The sequence below is a fragment of the Bogoriella caseilytica genome, from assembly GCF_003752405.1.
GTDB lineage: Bacteria > Actinomycetota > Actinomycetes > Actinomycetales > Actinomycetaceae > Allobogoriella > Allobogoriella caseilytica.
This window is the reverse complement of the sequence record NZ_RKHK01000001.1, coordinates 2,889,213-2,908,913: the sequence shown is the minus strand read 5'-3', so window position 1 is coordinate 2,908,913 and position 19,701 is coordinate 2,889,213. Positions and strand designations below refer to the sequence as shown.

Annotated in this window: 17 protein-coding genes; 2 read left to right on the top strand and 15 right to left on the bottom strand. The window is 68.6% G+C overall.

What is annotated here, in order from left to right; all coding sequences use genetic code 11:
* Nucleotides 1-27: 27 nt before the first annotated feature.
* From EDD31_RS13055 to EDD31_RS13040, 4 genes are read right to left on the bottom strand one after another with little or no spacing between them, the layout of a single operon-like run.
* Nucleotides 28-963 (bottom strand): carbohydrate ABC transporter permease, encoded by a 936-nt coding sequence (locus EDD31_RS13055; RefSeq protein WP_123304535.1) that lies wholly within the window; start codon nucleotides 961-963, stop codon nucleotides 28-30.
* Entirely contained in the window at nucleotides 960-2,069 is a 1,110-nt protein-coding gene (locus EDD31_RS13050; RefSeq protein ID WP_123304534.1) for a carbohydrate ABC transporter permease, read from the bottom strand. Before EDD31_RS13050 ends, EDD31_RS13055 begins: the two co-directional genes overlap by 4 nt.
* Nucleotides 2,070-2,094: 25 nt before the next feature.
* On the bottom strand, nucleotides 2,095-3,384 hold the full coding sequence (locus tag EDD31_RS13045) for an ABC transporter substrate-binding protein (RefSeq protein ID WP_123304533.1): 1,290 nt from the start codon (nucleotides 3,382-3,384) through the stop codon (nucleotides 2,095-2,097).
* Nucleotides 3,385-3,415: 31 nt separating this feature from the next.
* Nucleotides 3,416-5,056, bottom strand: a complete 1,641-nt coding sequence (locus tag EDD31_RS13040; protein WP_123304532.1) for a GH39 family glycosyl hydrolase — start codon at nucleotides 5,054-5,056, stop codon at nucleotides 3,416-3,418.
* Between the two features lie 168 nt (nucleotides 5,057-5,224).
* Between EDD31_RS13040 and EDD31_RS13035 the strand changes: the two genes are divergently transcribed.
* Complete coding sequence (locus tag EDD31_RS13035) at nucleotides 5,225-6,262, top strand: LacI family DNA-binding transcriptional regulator (RefSeq protein WP_211336127.1); 1,038 nt, start codon at nucleotides 5,225-5,227, stop codon at nucleotides 6,260-6,262.
* Between the two features lie 7 nt (nucleotides 6,263-6,269).
* Here the strand turns inward: EDD31_RS13035 and argF are convergent, their stop codons facing one another.
* The 7 genes from argF to argC are packed head-to-tail and all read right to left on the bottom strand — an operon-like array spanning nucleotide 6,270 to nucleotide 13,551.
* On the bottom strand, nucleotides 6,270-7,316 hold the full coding sequence (gene argF / locus EDD31_RS13030) for an ornithine carbamoyltransferase (RefSeq protein WP_425453716.1): 1,047 nt from the start codon (nucleotides 7,314-7,316) through the stop codon (nucleotides 6,270-6,272).
* Nucleotides 7,313-8,527 carry an argininosuccinate synthase gene (locus EDD31_RS13025; protein WP_123304531.1) on the bottom strand — a complete coding sequence of 405 codons (1,215 nt, stop codon included), beginning with the start codon at nucleotides 8,525-8,527 and terminating at the stop codon, nucleotides 7,313-7,315. The genes argF and EDD31_RS13025 overlap by 4 nt, the downstream gene beginning before the upstream one ends.
* 30 nt (nucleotides 8,528-8,557) lie before the next feature.
* Nucleotides 8,558-9,085 (bottom strand): arginine repressor, encoded by a 528-nt coding sequence (gene argR, locus EDD31_RS13020; protein ID WP_123304530.1) that lies wholly within the window; start codon nucleotides 9,083-9,085, stop codon nucleotides 8,558-8,560.
* Nucleotides 9,082-10,305: an acetylornithine transaminase gene (locus tag EDD31_RS13015; protein WP_123304529.1), complete on the bottom strand. Its 1,224-nt coding sequence runs from the start codon at nucleotides 10,303-10,305 to the stop codon at nucleotides 9,082-9,084. The genes argR and EDD31_RS13015 overlap by 4 nt, the downstream gene beginning before the upstream one ends.
* Nucleotides 10,302-11,237: an acetylglutamate kinase gene (gene argB / locus EDD31_RS13010; RefSeq protein WP_123304528.1), complete on the bottom strand. Its 936-nt coding sequence runs from the start codon at nucleotides 11,235-11,237 to the stop codon at nucleotides 10,302-10,304. The genes EDD31_RS13015 and argB overlap by 4 nt, the downstream gene beginning before the upstream one ends.
* Nucleotides 11,234-12,463, bottom strand: coding sequence for a bifunctional glutamate N-acetyltransferase/amino-acid acetyltransferase ArgJ (argJ, locus tag EDD31_RS13005; protein WP_245991206.1), 1,230 nt, complete (start codon nucleotides 12,461-12,463; stop codon nucleotides 11,234-11,236). The genes argB and argJ overlap by 4 nt, the downstream gene beginning before the upstream one ends.
* A complete protein-coding gene (gene argC, locus EDD31_RS13000) occupies nucleotides 12,460-13,551 on the bottom strand; it encodes an N-acetyl-gamma-glutamyl-phosphate reductase (RefSeq protein WP_245991356.1) in 1,092 nt (363 codons plus the stop codon). The genes argJ and argC overlap by 4 nt, the downstream gene beginning before the upstream one ends.
* 144 nt (nucleotides 13,552-13,695) lie before the next feature.
* Here argC and EDD31_RS12995 point away from each other — a divergent pair, with 144 nt between their 5' ends.
* Entirely contained in the window at nucleotides 13,696-14,427 is a 732-nt protein-coding gene (locus tag EDD31_RS12995) for a D-Ala-D-Ala carboxypeptidase family metallohydrolase (RefSeq protein ID WP_123304526.1), read from the top strand.
* A gap of 7 nt (nucleotides 14,428-14,434) precedes the next feature.
* On the opposite strand, the gene EDD31_RS12990 is transcribed toward EDD31_RS12995, so the two are convergent.
* The 4 genes from EDD31_RS12990 to EDD31_RS12975 form a co-directional block, all read right to left on the bottom strand.
* Complete coding sequence (locus tag EDD31_RS12990) at nucleotides 14,435-15,250, bottom strand: SDR family NAD(P)-dependent oxidoreductase (RefSeq protein ID WP_123304525.1); 816 nt, start codon at nucleotides 15,248-15,250, stop codon at nucleotides 14,435-14,437.
* On the bottom strand, nucleotides 15,243-17,888 hold the full coding sequence (pheT, locus tag EDD31_RS12985; protein ID WP_123304524.1) for a phenylalanine--tRNA ligase subunit beta: 2,646 nt from the start codon (nucleotides 17,886-17,888) through the stop codon (nucleotides 15,243-15,245). Before pheT ends, EDD31_RS12990 begins: the two co-directional genes overlap by 8 nt.
* A gap of 1 nt (nucleotide 17,889) precedes the next feature.
* Nucleotides 17,890-18,981 (bottom strand): phenylalanine--tRNA ligase subunit alpha, encoded by a 1,092-nt coding sequence (gene pheS / locus EDD31_RS12980; protein WP_123304523.1) that lies wholly within the window; start codon nucleotides 18,979-18,981, stop codon nucleotides 17,890-17,892.
* A 166-nt stretch (nucleotides 18,982-19,147) separates the two neighbouring features.
* Nucleotides 19,148-19,636, bottom strand: a complete 489-nt coding sequence (locus EDD31_RS12975; RefSeq protein ID WP_123304522.1) for a DUF6328 family protein — start codon at nucleotides 19,634-19,636, stop codon at nucleotides 19,148-19,150.
* Between the last annotated feature and the right edge of the window lie 65 nt (nucleotides 19,637-19,701).

Genomic DNA, 19,701 nt, shown 5'->3' with positions numbered 1-19,701 from the left:
GACCGCTCGCCACAGCATGGGCATGACTCAGCCCTTCACGGCGCCTGACATCACCCCCGAGACCAGTTGCTTGCCGAGGAAGACGAAGACGATCAGCAGGGGCAGGGCGATCAGCAGCACGCCGGACATGACCAGCGCGTGGTCGGCCGTGAAGGCACCCCGGAGCTGCGGGACCACCAACGGCAAGGTCATCTGGGAGCGCAGCACCACCGATGGCCAGAAGAAGTTGTTCCAGGAGCCGACGAAGGTGAACAGCGCCAGCGTGGCCGCTGCGGGCCGTGCGGCTGGCATCGCGATGGACCAGAAGGTGCGGAACATCGATGCTCCGTCCACGCGGGCCGCCTCGACGAGTTCGTAAGGCAGCGCCTCGGTCAGGTACTGGGTCATCCAGAACACTCCGAAGGCGATGACCAGGTTCGGCACGATGAGCGCGGTCAGCGTGTCGATCCAGCCGAAGGTGTCCATCATGATGAACATCGGCACGGTGCCGAGCTGCATGGGGATCGCCATCGTCGCGATGACGAATACGTAGAGCGGCCGGCGCCCGCGGAAGGTGAGTTTCGAGAACGAGTAGCCCGCCAGGGTGGAGAAGAACACCGTCGCCGCTGAGACCACTACCGCCACCACGACCGAGTTGAGGAAGGCACCCCAGAAGTCCAGCTGGTGGTGCCGGATGATCTCTCCCAGGTTGTGGAGCAACTGGGGCCCGGGCACCCACCGGGGTATCGGCGACTGCGCGATCTCCAGACGCGTGGACGAGCCCAGCAACGCGGTGTAATACAGCGGGAAGACCGAGACCATCACCACGATCCCGAGGAAGAGGTAGGTCAACCAGCCGGGCCGCCGGTGGGCGGGATCGTGAGACGGCGAACGCTGCTTGATGGGACGCCCGGCCGCGGCGCGCTTCTGTGCGTAGCGCTTGGCGCCCTTGCCGGCGAGGTTCTCGATCAGTGCTGTGCTCATCGGTCCGAGTCCTTTGACGGCGTGGGTTCCTCCGGGTCACGCCTGGTCCGCACCAGGCTGGGGACACCGGCCTCCGCGGCGGCACGAGCGGAGGCATCGGCGGAGGCCTGCGCCTGCGCAATGACGGCCTTCGTCACCGAAGCCGGGACCTGAGGAGGCCCGGATCGGCTGGAGGCGATGGACCGGGTGAGTGCGAAGTTGATCAGGGTGAACACCACGATCACGAGCGCGAACAGCCAGGCGACGGCCGCAGCATGACCCATCCGGTCCGGCCAGTCACCGAAGCCGAGGTTGAAGAGGTAGAGCACCGTCGTCAGCCACTGGTCGTTCGACCCGCCGGTGCCGGTGCCGTCGTACATGCGCGCCTCATCGAAGATCTGCAGCCCCCCGATCGTCATGGTCAGGACCACGAAGATCATGGTGGGGCGGATGCCGGGGATCGTGACGGAGATGAACTGCCGCAGCCGACCGCCCCCGTCGATGGTCGCCGCTTCGTAGAGCTCCCGGGGAACAGCCTGCATGGCAGCCAGGAAGATCAGGGCGTTGTACCCCGTCCAACGGAAGGTCACCATCGTCGCGATCGCCACGTGCGAGAGCAGCCGATCCTGGAAGAAGGGCGAGTTCACGTCTGCGAACAGCCCGAGGTCCTGAATCAAGGGTGTGATCAGGCCGAACTGACCGAAGACCTGACCGAAGATGAGCGCCGTGGCCACGGGCATCACCACGAAAGGCACCAGCACGCTCATCCGCCAGAAGGTCCTGGCCCGCAGGTTCTGATCCAGGAAGGCCGCGATCGCCAATGCGAGGACGAGTTGCGGGACCATCGACAACAGGAAGATGGAGAAGGTGTTCTGCAGTGACGTCCAGAACGCCGGTTGCTCGAGAACCCACCGGAAGTTGTCCAGCCCCACGAAGTCCCCGCGCCCGAGGCGGCGGTGCCAGGAGTGCATCGCGACGACAACATTGAACGCGATGGGAAAGAAGCCGAAGATCGCGAAACTGATGAAGAACGGTGAGATGTACAGGTAGGGCGAGAGTCTGATGTCCCAGCGGGACGATCGACCTGCCAGGCCGATCCGACGCGGTGGGCGGGTGGTGGTGTCCATGGGAGGTGCCTCGTCTGGACCCGCGTCAGTCCGTGGGCAGGCCCAGGCTGTCGAAGTTCGCGACTACGGACTCCCACGCCTGCTCCGGTGTCTGGCTGCCGTCCTCCACCCGCAGGATCCCGTCAGTCACGAGCGTCTGGATGCCGGCGAAGTTCACTCCGCGATAACCACCCGCTGCGGCGTCCCCGGCCTCAGCGGCGAGCTGCCCGTAGATGCCGCCCACCTCTTGATCGTTGAAGAACGGGTTGGCGGTCTCGGAGACTGCCGGATCGTCCATGGCCTCCAGTTGGGAGGGGAACTGGCCGTTCTCGTGGAACATCGCGACCGCGGCCTCGGCGGACGTCAAGTGGGCGGCCAGCTGGATGGCCTGCTCGACGTGGTCCCCGGTGGCCGGCACCGACACGAAGGATCCACCCCAGTTGCCGCCGCCTTCGGGAAAGACATCGGCGATCATCCATCCCTCGATCCCTGCGGCGTTCTCCGCGATGATGCCCGTCATCCACGCCGGAGTGATCACGGTCGCCCACTGCTGCGCCTGGAAGCCGGCGCCCCAGTCGGCGTGGCCGATGGGGATACCTGCCGATGCCTGCCCCTGAGCCTCCTCGGCGAAGCGCATGAAGATCTCGCGGATCGGCTCGTTCTCGCTCATGGGGATGGCGTTGCCGGTGTCCGGGTCCTCAAATGCCGCGGGGAGGAGGTTGATCGCGGCCTGCATCGGCGTGGTCATCGAGTCGGTCCAGTAGGCATCGGAGGCCTCGGTGAACTGCCGTCCGGCCTCCAGGAAGGACTCCCAGGTCGCGTCCCGACCTCCGACGAACTCGGCGAAGCCCTCCGGATCCGACGGGAGTCCTGCCTCCTCCATCAGCTCGGAGTCGAAGGCGATGGCCAAGGGACCGATGTCCGTGCCGTAGCCCTTGATCTCATCCTCGACGCTGCCCTGGGTGACCTTCCAGTCCACCCACCGTCCCTCGACCTCAGGGAGCGTGGCCCAGTCTTCGGGGACAGCCATCATCTCGGTCCACCAGTCCAACTCCACCAGGTGGACGTCCGAGAGGCCGGCACCATCGGATGCCAGTCCGTTGCGCAGCACGGTCTGCGCGGAGGCGCCATCAGGGAAGGAGTTCACCTCGACGGTGATCCCCGTCTCCTCCGCGAAGCTCTCCAGGAGTTCTTCGGGGATGTCCATCCACGCAGCAACGGTCAGGACATCGGGGTTGTCCTCAGCGCCGGGCTCACCGGAGGTACTGCAGGCGGCAAGCACAAGCGTGGTGACGGCGGCGAGGGCGGCGGTCCCGGTAGTACGAACGTGCCTCATCGTTGAGGTCCTTTCAGGAGTGTTTCCGGATTCAGTGGGTTGATTCCTGGGCGATCGAGGCGACTGCCCAGGGCGAAAGCACGAGGTCAATCTCCAGCACGCCGTGATCCGATGCGGTCAGGAGACGACGATCGAGCCGGTCGGCGATCTCGCGCAGCTCAGCGGTCTGTTCGCGTGAGAGATTCAGGGGTGAGCCCATCTGGTACCAGGCCTCGGCGACGTTGCCGTGCTCCCAGTCGAGGACCTCGAGCTCGAAGCTGGCCCCCGGCGGCAAGCCCTCGACGGTGTGCCGGACCCGGAGCTCAGGACCGATCTCGGACAGTGCCCGGGCATCACCGTAGGTCCGTTGGGAGGCCAGTCCTTCCGAGCCCATGTCGGCCGGATAGTTGTAGAAGATCGCTGAGACAGCACCGGTGCTGGACGAAGCGGTGATCGCACCGTGCGGCAGCTCGGCGAGAAGACGGTCGCCCAGGCGGTTGAGCATCGCCATCGCGTGGAAGGTCGGCTTGTGCAGGCCCTGTTCGTTCACGAAGCCGAAGCCCCCGTGGAAGGGGCCGATTCCCCCGCCACCCTCCTCGAAGACGTCCGTGAAGGTCCAGTAGGCGATCGAGTCGGCCAGCGGAGCGCCCCGGAGGAAGGCCCGCACGATGTACGGCGCCGCGAACAGGGTGTCGTGCATCGCGTCCCGGCTGGACGGCGAGGTCGACCACTCCGTGATGTGCAGGCCGGCGTCGGGGTACGGGCTGTTCTCGATGACCGTGCGCATCACCTCGAGATCGCGGTGGGTGGCGTCCTTCTGGCGGGTGATGGCCCTGACCTTGTTCAGGGAACTGGCAGCGAAGTCCGTCGGATAGAGATGGGTGGAGAAGAAGTCGATCGGCACCTCACGCTGGGCGCAGTACTCGATGAACTCGTGGATCCACACTGGCCGCCAGTCGAGCTCATCGGGTGACTCCGTCTCGGCGGTTGAGGACTCATGCGCAGGGTCGTGGTACTCCCCGGCGTATCGGTCATCCGGCACGAACACACTGGTGGACGGTCCGCCCACCGCGAGGCTCGGGTCGACCGACTTGATGGCCCGAGCGGTCGCCTCATAGAGCTCGAAATACTCGGTCCGGGTGCCGGTCCAGAAATGGGGAACGAGGTTCGGTTCGTTCCACACCTCGAAGGGCCACTGCCGCACCTCCTCGATCCCGTAGCGCTCCACCCAGTGCACGACCGTGGTGGTCACCAGTTCGACCCAGCGCCCCATGTCCGTCGGGGGACTGCAGTGCGCCTTCCACCAGAACAGCGTCTCGGTCTGAGTCGCCAGAGCGCGGGGCATGAAGCCCAGTTCCACGAAGGGCCGTGCCCCGGCATCGAGGATCGCATCGAAGACTTTGTCGACGTAGGCGAAGGTGTACACCGGTTCCGGTAGCGGCTCCGGTGGAGCGAAGCCCCCGCCGTCCTCGACCCGGTAGACGAACATGTCATCGTGGAACAGGCCATGGAACCGGACGAACCGCACGCCCAGGACGTCGACCGCCTCGCGGAACTGCGCCTGCCAGTCGGCCCGCAGCGCCTCGTTGGCCCGCCCGGCGCCCACGCACTCGTTCCAGACGTGCCGCAACGCGAGATCGGTCGGAGGCCGCCCATCGATCATGAGGGTGGGCAACGACGAATCGCGTGGCATGCGGAGCTCCTTTGGTCTGCTGTTCGCGCTCGACGACCGTACTCGAAATAGTTTCGCACCGATCGCGCTGCGTTTAGATTAGGACAGCAGCACTATCCGCGCAATAGGCATTCTCGCCGGCTTCTTTCGCCACCGCGCAGCCGAAATAGTTTCGGGGTACTATGGAGTATGGAACGAACACGCGCCCGGCGAGCAACCCTGGCGGACGTCGCCGCCGCCGCCGGCGTCTCGAAGGCCACAGTGTCCAAGGCACTCAACGGTCGTGACGACGTCGCCGGTGACACCCGAGAGCGAGTGCTCGAGGCCGTCGCGGCACTCGACTACAAGCCAACGACCTCCCACGGCCCACCTCCACAGCGCAGCGCGCTGGCCGTGGTCTTCGACATCCCTGCCTCGCCCTACATCCTCAGCGTGCTCCAGGGCGTGCTGGCCGCCGCGACCGGTGAGGACCTCGACCTGCTCACCCGCCTCGCTCCCGACCGTGCGCGCCGGACCCAGCGCCGTGTTGCTCGCCAGTGGATGTCGGATCAGCATGCCGGCGGCGTGACCGGCGTGATCGGCTTGACCTTGTCCGAGCCCGACGCGCTCCTGGATGCCGCTGCCGAGGCAGAGATCCCCTTCGTCATGGTTGATCCGGTGGACACCTCTCACCGGCGCATGGTCAGCGTGGGCTCGTCCAACTGGGCCGGTGCCCGGGAGGCGGCCGACCACCTCATCGCCCTCGGCCACCACCGGATCGCCTGGATCGGCGGGCCGGAAGCTTCCGACGCCGCCCGAGACCGCTTCTACGGTTTCAACGCCGCCCTGGACGCCGCAGGCCTCACGGTCGACCCCTCATTGGTGCGCGTCGGCCAGTTCGATGTGGCCACCGGCTCTCGCTACGCCCGCGAGCTGCTCGAGGCGCCCCACCCGCCGACCGCGATCATGGCGGCCGACGACGAACTCGCCGTCGGCGTACTCGCCACCGCTCACGAGCTCGGTGTCCCTGTGCCGGAACGCCTGAGTGTGACCGGGTTCGATGACACCCCACAAGCAGCCTGGACCACGCCACCGCTGACTACGGTGCACCAGCACCTCAGCGACATGGGGCGGATGGCCGTGCAGGCGGTGACCGACATGGCCGCTGGCAAGGCTCCGGCCTCGCGCCATGTCGAGCTCGCCACCACCATGACCATTCGAGGGAGCACCGGCCCCGCGCCCACCTGAGGCGTACTCAGGACAGGAGCGCGACCAGGACCGCCTTGATGGTGTGCATGCGATTCTCAGCCTGGCCGAAGACCACGGAGGCCTCGGACTCGAAGACTTCGTCGGTGACCTCCAGCCCTTCGAGACCGAAGCGCTGGTAGATCTCACGGCCCACCGCGGTCTGGAGGTCGTGGAAGGCCGGCAGGCAGTGCATGAAACGGACGTCCTTGCCGGTGGCGGCCATCAACTCCGCGTTGACCTGATAGTCGCGCAGCAGCCCCACGCGCTCGTCCCAGGCCTCCTGCTTCTCCCCCATCGACACCCAGATGTCGGTGGAGAGGAAATCCGCACCCCGGACCCCGCGCGCGATCTCGTCGGTGACCGTCACGCGGGCGCCGGTCTGTGCGGCGATCTGCTCGGCGGTGGCCACCACCTCGGGCGCGGGCTGTAGTCCGCTCGGTGCCACGACGCGGATGTCCATCCCCAGCAGCGCACCGGAGACCAGGATCGAATGCCCGGTGTTGTTCCGGGCATCGCCCACGTATGCATGGGTGAGTTCACCGAAGGGCACCGCGGAACCGCTGGGCCCACGTGGCGCGTGCTCGCGCATGGTCAAGGCATCGGCGAGCATCTGCGTGGGATGCCAGTCATCGGTCAGCCCGTTCATCACCGGCACGCCCGCGTGCTCGGCGAGCAGCTCCACGTTGCGGTGCGCCGCACCGCGGTACTCGATGGCGTCATACATGCGCCCCAGCACTCGCGCGGTGTCCGCGATGGACTCCTTGTGCCCGATCTGTGAACCAGCCGGGTCGAGGTAGGTGGTCTGCGCCCCCTGGTGGAAGGCCGCGACCTCGAAGGCTGCGCGGGTCCGGGTGGAGGTCTTCTCGAAGATCAGCGCGATGGTCTTGCCGCCCAGGCGCGCGATCTCCGAGCCCGAAGCGCGCTCAGCCTTCAAAGCCTCTGCGAGGTCGACCAGGCCCACCCACTCCTGGGGGGTGAAGTCCGCTTCCTTGAGGAAGTGCCGGCCCCGCAGTCCCAGCGATGCGGGATCGGGCACTGCCGCGGCCGGCGTCACGACGCGTTCTCACGCGCCGCGGCGAGCTTGGCCGGCAGGCCGTAGATGTCGATGAAGCCGCGCGCGCTGGACTGGTCGAAGCTGTCGCCCGTGTCGTAGGTGGCGAGGTTGAAGTCGTAGAGGCTGGAGTCCGAGCGACGCCCGGTGACGACGGCGCGTCCGCCATGCAGCACCAAGCGGATCTCGCCGGTGACGTGGCGCTGAGTGTCCTCGATGAAGGCATCGAGGGAATCCTTGAGCGGGGAGAACCACTGGCCGTCGTAGACCAGCTCGGTCCAGCGCTGACCCACGGTCTTCTTGAAACGGGCCTGCTCCCGCTCGATGGTGACGTTCTCCAGTTCCTGGTGTGCGGCAATCAGCGCCATGGCACCGGGCGCCTCGTAGATCTCGCGAGACTTGATGCCCACCAGCCGGTCCTCGACGATGTCGATGCGACCCACGCCCTGAGCACCCGCGCGCCGGTTCATCTCCTCCACGGCTCCCAGGGGGGTCACGGACATGCCGTCGATGGCCACCGGCACTCCGCGCTCGAAGGCGATGACGACCTCATCGGCGGGCGGCGGGAAGGTGGGGTCGTCGGTGTAGCTGTAGACATCCTTGGTCGGGCCGTTCCAGATGTCCTCGAGGAATCCGGTCTCCACTGCGCGCCCCCACACGTTCTGGTCGATGGAGAAGGGGTTCGACTTGGTGGTCTCGATCGGCAGGTTGTGCCGGTCCGCGTAATCGATGGCCTTGTCCCGGGTGAGGGCGAGGTCGCGGACCGGTGCGATGCAGGTCAGCTCCGGGGCCAAGGAGGTGATGCCCACCTCGAAGCGCACCTGGTCGTTGCCCTTGCCGGTGCACCCGTGGGCCACGGTGGTGGCCCCGAACTGCTTGGCGGCGGTCACAAGGTGCTTGACGATCACCGGCCGCGAGAGCGCGGAGACCAGCGGGTAGGCGTCCATGTACAAGGCGTTGGCCTTCAGGGCCGGCACGCAGTACTCGCTGGCGAACTCCTCACGGGCGTCAGCCACGTAGGCCTCGACGGCGCCGCAGTCCAGGGCGCGCTGACGGATGACCTCGAGGTCCTCGCCGCCCTGGCCGACATCCACGGCCACCGCGATGACCTCGGCGCCGGTCGCCTCGGCGATCCAGCCGATGGCCACGGAGGTGTCGAGGCCTCCGGAGTAGGCCAGGACGACCCGTTCCCGCGTGGTGTTCTGCTCGCTCATGTTGCTCCTGTCTGGGTCAGAGAACGCCGGTCAGCCGGCGAGGTCGATCAATCGGGTGGTGAGCCGCTCCGCGGTAGCGTCATCACGAGTGATGACGAGCACCGTGTCGTCTCCGGCGATACACCCGAGCACCTCGGGCAGCACCGCATGGTCAAGAGCTGAGGCCAGGATGTGCGCGGCACCCGGCGGCGTGCGCAGGACGACCAGATTCTGGGCGGCCTCGGCGGTGACCAGCACTTCGGCGCACCACCGTTGCAGTCGAGCACCGAGTTCCTCCACCCCTGCCGGTGACGTGGTCTCGTTCCCGCCGCCCTCGACCGGCAGTGCGTAGATCGCGGCGCCCTCCGGGCCGCGCACCTTGTGCGCCCGCAGTTCGTCGAGGTCACGGGAGATCGTCGACTGCGTGGCGTGCAGCCCGCGCTCGGCCAGCGCCTCACTCAGTTCGGCTTGGGAGCGCACGGCACGGTGGGTCAGGATCTCCGCGATCAGCGCATGCCGGGCCGTCTTTGTTCCCGCGGTGCGCGCCCCCACGGCCGCGGCGGACTCCGGGGCGCTCATCCCGTCACCCCGGCGGCACGAAGCGCAGCCGGCAGTGCCTGCAGCACGGTGTCCGCCTGCTCGGCATCCAGAATGAGCGGCGGGGCGAAGCGCAGCGCGGACTCGGTGGGGGCATTGACGACGAAGCCCGCCTCGAGCATCGCGGCCACAGCAGCCTTGGCCTGCGGGGCGGCGAGCTCGGCAGCCAGGAGCAGTCCGGCTCCACGAACCTCGGTGACGCCCTCGATCTCGGCGAGACCGGCACTGAGCTGACGGCCGACCTGCCACACCTGGTCCAGGAGGTCCTCGGTTTCCAGGGTGCGCAGAACCGCCAGGCCGGCGGCGGCCGAGACCGGGTTCCCGCCGAAGGTCGTGCCGTGCTGACCTGGCGCCAGCGCGGTGCCCGGCCCCTCACCCAGGGCGACCACCGCCCCGATAGGCAGGCCGCCACCCAGGCCCTTGGCGAGAGTGACCACATCCGGGACCACCTGCTCAGCGCCGGTGATCGCGCCCTGGTGGTGACCCATCCACTCACCGGTACGGCCGATACCGGTCTGGACCTCGTCGAGCACGAGGAGGGCGCCCGCCTCGGTAGTCAGATGCCGCGCCGCACTGAGATAGCCGGGCGGCAGCGGCCGCACACCTGCTTCACCCTGGATCGGTTCCAGGAAGAGCGCGGCCACATCGTCGCCCAGTGCTGCCTCCAGGGATTCGAGGTCACCGAAGGGCAGGTGCTCGATCTGCGGCACGAGCGGTTCGAAGGGTTCGCGTTGCGCGTGCTTCCAGGTCAGCGACATCGCCCCGTAGGTCCGGCCGTGGAAGGCGCCCTCGAGAGCCAGCACACGCCGCCTGCCTGGCCCACCGTGCCGTCGTGCCAGCTTGAGCGCTCCTTCATTGGCTTCCGCCCCGGAGTTGGCGAAGAAGACCTTTGAGCCATGGGGCGCTCCTCCGGGCGTCACGAGGCGCAGGATCTCCTCGGCGAGACGCACCTGGGGAGGAGTGGAGAAGAAGTTGGAGACATGACCGAGTTCGCCGAGCTGGCCGGTGACGGCGTGCAGCACCGCCGGGTGCGCGTGGCCGAGGGCGTTGACGGCGATGCCGGCAAGCAGGTCGAGGTAGCGCCGTCCCTCGGCGTCCCAGACGTAGGCTCCCTCTCCCTTGACCAGAACGCGCTGCGGGTCCCCGAAGACGTTCATCAGCGCGGAGCGGTGACGCTCCATCCACGCATCGGCGGAGGTCATGTGTTCTCCTCGCTCTCGGCGGTCCGGGGTTCTTCCAGTGTGACCAGGGTGCCCACGCCGGCGTCGGTGAAGATCTCCAGGAGCATGGAGTGCTCCTGCCGGCCATCGATGACGTGGGCCTGGGCGACGCCATCGCGCACCGCCTGCAAGCAGGCGGCCATCTTGGGCACCATGCCGGACTCCAGGCTTGGCAGCAGCGTGGCCAGCCGCTCCGAACCGATGTGCGAGACCAGCGAGCTCCGGTCGGGCCATGCAGCGTAGAGGCCCTCGACGTCGGTGAGCATCACGAGCTTGGTGGCTCCGAGAGCGCTGGCCAGCGCCGCCGCAGCGGTATCAGCATTGACGTTGAGGACTTCGGTGGGTTCCTCGGCATCGACCGCGATGGTCGAGACCACCGGGATGCGCCCGGCGTCGAGCAGATCCATCACAGCGGTCGGATCCACGGCCGCCACGTCGCCGACGTGACCGAGGTCAATGGCCTCGCCCTGGGCGTCGAGTCGGCGCCGCGTGGCCTGGAAGAGGCGCCCATCCTCCCCGGAAAGTCCCACGGCGTGGGCGACGTCAGCATTGAGCAGGGAGACCAGTTCGCGCTGCACCTGACCGGTGAGCACCATGCGCACCACCTCCATCGCCTCCTTGGTGGTGACCCGGAGCCCGGCGCGGAACTCGGTGGTGATCGCCAGACGCTGCAGCATGGCTGAGATCTGCGGTCCTCCGCCGTGCACCACCACGGGGCGCAGTCCGACCTGGTGGAGAAAGAGCACATCGGCGGCGAAGGCGCGCTTGAGCCGCTCGTCGACCATCGCGTTGCCGCCGTACTTGATGACCACGCGGGTCCCGGCAAAACGACGCAGCCACGGGAGCGCCTGGATCAGGACCTCCGCCTTGCTGTGGGCGGGCAGCCCGGCGACGGACAGGGAGTGTTCGCTCATGTGGAGTACGCGCTGTTCTCGTGGACGTAGTCGTGCGTGAGGTCGTTGGTCCACACCGTGGCGGTAGCGTCGCCGGCGTGCAGGTCCACCTGGATGCTCACCTCACGTGCCGCAGCGAGATCCACGAGAGAGCGGTCCTCCCCCACGCCCCCGGCCCGGCACACCAGCACCCCGTTCACCGAGACATCGACCTCGTGGGGCTCGTACGGGGCGATCTCTGCGGGGACAGTCCCAGCCGAGGCCAGGATGCGGCCCCAGTTCGGGTCGTTGCCGAAGATCGCGGTCTTGACCAGATTGGAGCGCGTGATCGCCCGTGCCACCGCCAGGGCAGCTGTCTCGCTGCTCGCACCTCGCACCTCGACGGCGATGTCGTGGCTGGCGCCCTCGGCATCAGTGAGGAGCTGCTGGGACAGGCTCGAACAGACCTCGGTCAGGGCGGCGGTGAACTCCTCGGCACCGGGAGCGATCCCGGAGGCACCCGAGGCCAGCAGGATGACGGTGTCATTGGTGGACATGCACCCGTCGGAGTCGATGCGGTCGAAGGTGCGCGACGTCGCTGCCTGGAGAGCTTCACGAGCGACGTCCGGAGTGAGCACGGCATCGGTGGTGATCACGGAGAGCATGGTGGCCATGGCCGGAGCGAGCATGCCCGCACCCTTGGCCATGCCGCCCACGGTCCAGGCGGAGCCGCCCGCGGTTCGCGTCACGGCGGCCTGTTTCGCCACCGTGTCGGTGGTCATGATGGCCACGGCAGCGTCGTGTCCCGCACCAGGGTCGAGAGCGGCGACGGCCTGATCCAGCCCGGGCAGAAGCGCGGCCATATCGAGCTGCTCACCGATGAGGCCGGTGGAACAGACGAGTACGTCGATGGGACCGATCTCCTCCCCGGCCGCGGTCAGCAGCGTCGCAGTCCGCTCGGCCGTGGTGTGCGTGTTCTGGAAGCCCGGCGCACCGGTGCAGGCGTTCGCGCCACCCGAGTTCAGCACGACGGCGCGGGCCTGCCCATCCGCCACCGCCTGGCGGGTCCAGAGCACCGGCGCAGCTTGGATGCGGTTCGTGGTCAGCACAGCGGCTGCGACGTGCTCGGGGCCGTCGTTGACGACCAATGCAAGGTCGGGCGCACCGGAGGTCTTCAGACCTGCGGTGACTCCTGCGGCACGAAAACCTGCGGCGGCGGTCACCCCGGTCGGGTGGTCCTGCGCGGCCATCTCGGGCGGGTGACTCATGGCGCGACTCCTGTGGTCGGCAGGCCGGTGGTCTCGGGGAGCCCGAGGGCCAGGTTCATGGACTGGATGGCCGCACCGGCGGTGCCCTTACCGAGGTTGTCCAACGCGCACATGGCCACCACGCGGCCGTGGGCACCGCCGGCCCCGGAATCCAGGGCCACCTGCACGGTCGCACGGTTCGTGCCCGAGACCGCCGCCGTACTCGGCCATGTGCCAGCAGGAAGCAGATCGACAAAGGGCTCGTGCTCCCAGTGCTCGGTCCAGACCTGGCGCACCAGATTTGCGTCCCCGACGGTCAGCGGCGCCGTCACGGTGGCCAGGATTCCCCGCGACACCGGCGCCAGCATCGGTGTGAACGAGATCCGCGGAGCGATCGCACTGTTGCTCGCACTGCGCAGGTTCTGAGCGATCTCCGGGATGTGCCGGTGCGTGCCGCCCACGCCGTAGGGCTGGAGGTTTCCGGCGGCCTCGGAAGCGAGGAGGTGCGGCTTGAGGGACTTGCCTGCTCCGGAATAGCCGACCGCCAGTGCCGCCACGATGTCGCCCGGATCGATGATCTCTGCCGCGACACCCGGCTGCAGGGCAAGGGTGACGGCGGTGGCATTGCAACCAGGGACAGCGATGCGCCGCGCGCCGCGCAGATCCTCCCGTTGCCGGTGGGCGGCCTCTGGGCTCCCCGTGAGGAGCTCGGGCATGCCGTAGGGCCAGGTGCCCGCGTGGTCACTGCCGTAGAACCGCTGCCAGTCCTCTGCCGAGATCAACCGGTGGTCCGCGCCACAGTCGATGATCAGCGGCCCAGCCCCCTCGGCATGAGCACTCAGGGCATCCGCGAGTTCGCCGGAGGCGCCGTGGGGCAGGGCAAGGACCACCACATCGTGGCCCGCGAGGGTGCCGGCGCTGGTGGGTTCGATCACCCGGTCTGCCAAGGCGGGCAGGTGCGGCTGGTGCACCCCGAGCCGGTCACCGGCGCTGGAGTGTGCCGTCAGAGCTCCGATCCTCACGTCGGGATGATTGAGCAGGAGACGCAGGACCTCGCCCCCGGCATATCCGGAGGCGCCGGCGACAGCAACAGAGAAGCTCACTCGCATAACCATACAGGCACTCGCATACTCTGGATACACCGAGGCGAGGAGGTCAGGCGGCACCCCTCCGTTTGACAGCCCTGCGAGGTTCCATGAGGCTCAGGGCACCGGCACTCAGAGACCGACATCACAATCCAGGGGGGATTGACCATGACCGATCTGACTCGCCGCACCGTCATCGGTGCCGCACTCGCCACGCCCGTTCTCGGCGTCGTGACGGCCGGGCTTGCCGCACCGGCCTACGCTGCGGGATACACCTGGAGCCGTACGCTCCGCCAAGGAAACTCCGGTGAGGACGTGCGTCAGCTGCAGATCCGCGTGGCGGGACGGACGAACAGCACCACCCGCCTCGCCATCGATGGCTCCTTCGGCCCTGCCACCCACAGCGCCGTGCGAAACTTCCAGAGCGCCTATGGTCTCGGCGTTGACGGTGTCGCAGGCCCGCAGACCTTCGGCCGCATCTACGACATGCAGAGTTCGGACAACTCGCCACGCAACTTCACCTTCAGTGAGATGACCGGCTCCGGCCAGTGGTCGGGCGGCAACACCTCGGCCGCCACTGCCCGGGCGAACGCACTGATCGTCATGTGGCAACTGCAGGCGCTGCGTGACGCGATGGGAAACAACCCTCTGGTGGTGACCTCCGGCTTCCGCACCATCTCCGGGAACGCCGCGGTGGGCGGTTCGACCAACTCCCGGCACACCTACGGCGACGCCGCCGACCTCGTCTCGCCGGCCTACAGCTTCTGTCAGATCGCCCGGGCGGCACGTTCGCGCGGCTTCTCCTGCATCCTCGGTCCGGGTTTCCCCGGGCACGACGACCACATTCACGTCGACCGCGGCTCCACCACGATCTCCGCGCCGAACTGCTCGGGGTTCTGAGCGGGCGCTACTTCTCGGGCCAGTCCGCCGCCCGCAGTCGTCGCACGTGGTCCTGGAGTACCTCGGCACCCCGGCCGAGCTGGAAGCGCAGCGAGGCCGGGGTGTCGGTGCCAGCGCGCACATAGCGCCCAGAGAGTTCATCGATGCCGCCGCGCGCGATCATGACTGCGAGCTCCACGACCTCCGCCACATCGTTCCATTCCGTGCGGTCGGCGTGCATCGCGGTACCCGAGGTCATGTCGGTACGGACCACGCCCGGGGCGAGCTCGAAGATCCGCAGTCCGCGCGGGTATCCGGCCTCATGGATCGAGCCGCCCAGGCGGAAGAGTGCGGTCTTGGAGGTGTAGTAGGCGCTGGAGGCTGCCGTGTCGCGCACGGCAGCGCCGGAGGACAGGTCGATGATGCGGCCGCCGCCACGAGCGAGCATGCCTGGGATGATCGCGCGATCGAGCAGGAAGGGCCCGAGCACGTTCGTCTCCATGATGGCCCACCACTCCTGCGGGTCCGCTTCCCACGGTGGCACCTCGGCGTCGAAGCGGCCGGCGTTGTTGACGAGCAGGTCGACCGGTCCGATGCCCGCTTCGATCGTGGCCACCGCCGCACTCAGCGCAGAGGCGTCGGTGACATCGGCCGGAGCGGCCACCGCCGTGCGCCCCAGCGCGCGGATCTCACCGGCGACCTCCTCCAGCCGGACGGCGTCGCGGGCCAGCAGGCCGACATTGAGCCCGGCACGGGCCAGCCCGAGGGCCAGCTCGCGTCCGATCCCCCGGGAGGCGCCAGTGATCAGCGCAGTGCGCGCTGCTGGGGGGTGCTTCTCAGCCACGGAGCACCGCCCCGACGCGCTCGGCCGCCGAGGCCACCACGCGCTCTCGCACCGCGGCAGTCTCCTCGGCCGTCAGGGTGCGGTCCGAGGCGCGGAGGCGCAGGCTGAAGGCCAGTGACTTCTTGCCCGCGGCCAGCTGAGCACCGGTGTAGACGTCGAAGAGCCCGATCTCCTCGGCAAGCTCCCCCGCTCCCTCGCGCACGGCCGCGAAGACCTCGGCAGCGGGGACGCTCTCATCGACCACCAGTGCTACGTCCTCTTTGGCCGGCGGGAAACTCGAGACGGCACGCGCTGGGGGCGGGGTTGTCGCCATCGCCCCGAGCAGGGCGGACAGGTCCATGTCGAAGGCGCAGGAACGTGCAGGGAGCTCCAGCCGGGCCACGACCTGGGGGTGGAGTTCACCGGCATGACCCACAATCCCCTCGTGACCGGCGACGCGGAGCTCCGCGCAGCGTCCCGGATGCCACGGTGCGTGACCCCCCTCCGGTCGTCGCAGCTCGAGTTCCAGCCCGAGGGTGGCGGCAACGGTTTGGGCCGCCTCGATTGCGTCTGCCCAGTCTGCGGTGCGCCCGGTCTGCGGCAGCTCCGCGACGCCATCGGGCAGGCGGCGCCCGGTGAGGACGCCTGCGATGTGCCATGGCTGGGCCGGCACCGCGCGAGCCAGAGCCTCGAGCTCACCGGCGCTGGGCCGCTGATCCGTGCCGGGCGAGGGCGCTGCCTGAATCCCGGCCGGGTGGGTAACCAGTCCCATCTCGAACAGGGCGAGATCGCTACTGCCCGGCCGGCCCGAGCCACGGGCCACATTGAGCCGCGCGGTCGGCAGCAGCGTGTCCAGCAGTGAGGTGCGCAGCGCTGGGGCGTCCTCGGCGAAGGGGTTGGCCAGGCGGAGGGTGATGCGCCGTGGGTCGGCGGACGGGATCAGCATGCGGTCGTGGACGTCGCCGATGAAGGGGTAGCTGAGCACCTCCACGTACCCGGATTCGGCCAGGGCGCGGGCGACGTCGCGCCGGCCACGCTGCTCCGGGGTGAGCCCGCGCCCGCCCGGGGCCTTGGGCAGGATCGAGGCGATGGCGTCGTAGCCGGTGATCCGGGCGACCTCTTCGACGAGGTGCGCCGGGCCGGTGAGGTCGGGCCGCCAGCTCGGCGGAGTCACGCTCACCGCAGCGGTGGCGTCATCCGTGCTGGCTTGAGGCGCCTCGGCCACGGTACAGCCGATGGTCTCCAGCACGGCGAGGGCATCCTCGCGGCTGTGCGCCACGCCGGTGAGTCGCACGACCTCGGCCGGGTCGAAAAGGATCGGGGCCGGGAGCGCCTCCGCGCTGTGACCGAGGTCGCCGACCGCTGGGTCGGCGGTGCCACCGCCGTGCGCGACGAGCAGGTCGACTACGCGCTGGGCGGCCACGGCCTGCAGCCTGGGATCCACGCCGCGCTCGAAGCGCTTGGCGGCTTCCGAGGGCAACTTGTGCCGGCGTGCGGACCTCGCGATGGAGACGGGCGCAAAGTGGGCGGACTCGATGAGCACGTCGGTGGTGGAGCGCGACACCTCGGTCTCGGCTCCTCCCATCACTCCGGCCAGGCCGAGGGGCCGTGCTGCGTGCCCGCCGCGGGAATCGGTGATCAGCAGGTCCTCGGGGTGGAGGGCGCGCTCGACATCATCGATGGTGGTCAGCTTCTCACCGGCCTGCGCGCGCCGGACCACGATCGGAGCGGTCAGTGCACCGAGGTCGTAGGCGTGCAGCGGCTGGCCGAGATCGAGCATGACGTAGTTGGTGACGTCCACCGCCAGCGAGATGGGCCGCATGCCGGCCTGCACCAGCCGGGCGCGCAACCACGCCGGGCTGGATGCTGTGGGGTCGATGCCGCGCACGATGCGCGTGACGAAGCGGTCACAGCCGGGTGAGGTCAGGCCGGAGGACGCCGGGACGCTGTCGTGAACCTCGACGGCGAAAGCGTCCTCAGTGGCGCTTGGCAAGCGAAGCGAGAGGTTCTCCTCCACGCCGGGGTCGGTGAAGGCCTGCCCGGTGGCGTGGCTGTACTCCCGGGCCACACCACGCATGGAGAAGCAGTAGCCGCGGTCGGGGGTCACATTGATCTCCAGGACCTCCTCCCCCAGGCCGAGCAGATCCAGCGCGCTGGTACCGGGACCGGGAACAGCCTCGGAGCCGAGGTACTGCTCGAGGACCAGGATGCCGTCGTGATCCTCTCCCAGGCCGAGTTCTTTCGCGGAGCAGATCATGCCGTCCGAGATGTGACCGTAGGTCTTGCGCGCCGCGATCGGGAAGGGGCCGGGCAGGACAGTCCCCGGCAGAGCCACGACGACGTGATCGCCGGGGCCGAAATTGTGCGCACCGCACACAATGCCGCGCGAGGCGACCTCGGCACTCTCCGAGCCTTCGCCGGGTGCATCGTTGTGCTCGCCGACGTCCACCCGGCAGTAGTTGATCGTCTTGCCGTTGGAGTGCTCCTCCTTCACGGCGTTCAGGACCCGCCCCACCACGAGCGGCCCGGTGACGACGGGAGGGAGGATCTGCTCCTCCTCCAGCCCCACGCGCACCAGGGTGGCGGCCAGCTGCTCGGCCGTGGTGTCCTCCGGGACGGCGACGTGGTCGCGCAGCCAGGACATCGGGACGAAAGGCATGTCAGTTCCCCCTGCCGGTGGTGCCGAATTGCGAGGAGAAGCGCACGTCTCCTTCGATGATGTCGTGCATGTCGGCGATGCCGTGGCGGAGCATCAGGGCGCGCTCGGTACCCACGCCGAAGGCGAAGCCGGTGACCTTCTCCGGATCCAGGCCGGCGGCGGCGAGCACGCGGGGGTTGACCATGCCGCAGCCACCCCACTCGATCCAGCCCGCCCCACCCTTCTTCTGGGGGAACCACAGGTCCATCTCAGCGCTGGGCTCGGTGAAGGGGAAGAAGCTGGGCCGCAGCCGGGTACGCGCCTCGGGCCCGAAGAGGGCGCGCGCGAAGTGATCGAGGGTGCCCTTGAGGTGGGCCATGGTCAGGCCCTCATCCACGGCGAGCCCCTCGACCTGGTGGAAGACGGGCGTGTGCGTGGCGTCGAGGGCGTCGTTGCGGAAGACCTTGCCCGGGCAGGCGATGTACAGCGGCGCGCCGCGGGAAAGCATCGAGCGCAACTGGACGGGTGAGGTATGCGTGCGGAGCAGCAGTCCCGGGGTCGCCGCGCTGAGCTCAGCGTCCGTGGCGCCGGTGGTCACACCCTCGGCATAGAAGGTGTCGGCCATCTGGCGGGCCGGGTGGTCCGGGCCCTGGTTGAGGGCATCGAAGTTGTACCACTCGTGCTCCACCTCCGGGCCTTCGGCGATCTCCCAGCCAAGTCCGACGAAGAAGTCGGAGACCTCCTCCATCAGCGTGGACAGGGGGTGCCGTGCGCCACGCGGGCGGCGCGGTGAGGCGGTGGTGACGTCCACCGTCTCCTCACGCAGCACGCGCTCCGCCTCGGCCGCCTCGAGCTCGGCCTGGCGCGCGGCGATCGCCTGATTGAGCCGGCCACGAGAGCTGCCGACGAGCTTGCCCGCGGCGGCCTTGTCCTGCTTGTCCAGGGAGCCGATGGCCCGGTTCGCCAGGGCCAGCGGACTGCGATCACCGGCATGGGTCAGCCGGGCGGCCTTCAGCTCGTCCAGGCTGTTCGCCGCGGACACGGCGTCCACAGCGCGCGCCAGCGCAGCGGCGACGCCGTCTTCATCGAGGGGGTGCAGATCAGTGGAGGACATTCCTACCTTCCAGGCGGCTCAGCTGGCAGGCCACAGGGCACTGCCGGGGATCGAGTCTAGTTCGCTGCCCGCCCGGGCTCGCAGGATGTCTCAGGCTCGCTGCATAAGGCCCTGGGCGGGCCTGATAAATCGGCTCTCACGGCCGGCGAGTCGCTGGATCACGAGGTCACTCTAACGGGTCGCTCCGGCCAATGCGCCAGGGCAGGCCGAGCCAGAGCGCCAGCAGCAACACCGTGCAGGCCGCGGCAGCGATCCAGGTGGCCGGCTCCCCCAGCACGATGTCGAAGACGAAAGTCGTCGTTCCGATAACCACGAGTGCGAGCGTGATCAGGCCAACCCGGGTCAGCCGATCGGCGACCCGCACCATCTCCGGCTTGCGTCCGCGCTGAAAGAGGAACCGGTGCAGACTCACCGGCGCCACCATGAGCGCAGTGGTGAGGACTGCCAGGCCCACCAGCACGAGGTAGTGGGTCTCCTGCCGGGAACTGAGATCGGCAAATCGCGGCTGGAAGGGCAGGGTGAGGAGAAAGGCAGTGAGGATCTGGGTGCCGGTCTGGGTGACCCGCAGTTCCTGGGCGAGTTCGTTCCAGTTCCGATCGGCGCGTTGCACCGCGGTCTCGTCGCGGCCGGGTACAGGCTTGCTCGCGGTGGCCATAGGGCTATCGTCCCCCGGCAGCGTCGCTCACGCATCGCGCCACGTCCCGCCAGTGCAGGCCGCCG

Bases quoted from the DNA above. Each gene is read 5' to 3' on its own strand.
- EDD31_RS12995 (WP_123304526.1), top strand. From the start codon at position 13,696: ATGACCGATCTGACTCGCCGCACCGTCATCGGTGCCGCACTCGCCACG.
- argR (WP_123304530.1), bottom strand. From the start codon at position 9,085: ATGAGCGCCCCGGAGTCCGCCGCGGCCGTGGGGGCGCGCACCGCGGGA.
- pheS (WP_123304523.1), bottom strand. From the start codon at position 18,981: ATGTCCTCCACTGATCTGCACCCCCTCGATGAAGACGGCGTCGCCGCT.
- EDD31_RS13040 (WP_123304532.1), bottom strand. From the start codon at position 5,056: ATGCCACGCGATTCGTCGTTGCCCACCCTCATGATCGATGGGCGGCCT.
- EDD31_RS13055 (WP_123304535.1), bottom strand. From the start codon at position 963: ATGAGCACAGCACTGATCGAGAACCTCGCCGGCAAGGGCGCCAAGCGC.
- EDD31_RS13025 (WP_123304531.1), bottom strand. From the start codon at position 8,527: ATGAGCGAGCAGAACACCACGCGGGAACGGGTCGTCCTGGCCTACTCC.
- EDD31_RS13045 (WP_123304533.1), bottom strand. From the start codon at position 3,384: ATGAGGCACGTTCGTACTACCGGGACCGCCGCCCTCGCCGCCGTCACC.
- EDD31_RS13035 (WP_211336127.1), top strand. From the start codon at position 5,225: ATGGAACGAACACGCGCCCGGCGAGCAACCCTGGCGGACGTCGCCGCC.
- EDD31_RS13050 (WP_123304534.1), bottom strand. From the start codon at position 2,069: ATGGACACCACCACCCGCCCACCGCGTCGGATCGGCCTGGCAGGTCGA.
- argJ (WP_245991206.1), bottom strand. From the start codon at position 12,463: ATGAGTCACCCGCCCGAGATGGCCGCGCAGGACCACCCGACCGGGGTG.
- pheT (WP_123304524.1), bottom strand. From the start codon at position 17,888: ATGCCTTTCGTCCCGATGTCCTGGCTGCGCGACCACGTCGCCGTCCCG.
- EDD31_RS13015 (WP_123304529.1), bottom strand. From the start codon at position 10,305: ATGACCTCCGCCGATGCGTGGATGGAGCGTCACCGCTCCGCGCTGATG.
- argC (WP_245991356.1), bottom strand. From the start codon at position 13,551: ATGCGAGTGAGCTTCTCTGTTGCTGTCGCCGGCGCCTCCGGATATGCC.
- EDD31_RS12975 (WP_123304522.1), bottom strand. From the start codon at position 19,636: ATGGCCACCGCGAGCAAGCCTGTACCCGGCCGCGACGAGACCGCGGTG.
- argB (WP_123304528.1), bottom strand. From the start codon at position 11,237: ATGAGCGAACACTCCCTGTCCGTCGCCGGGCTGCCCGCCCACAGCAAG.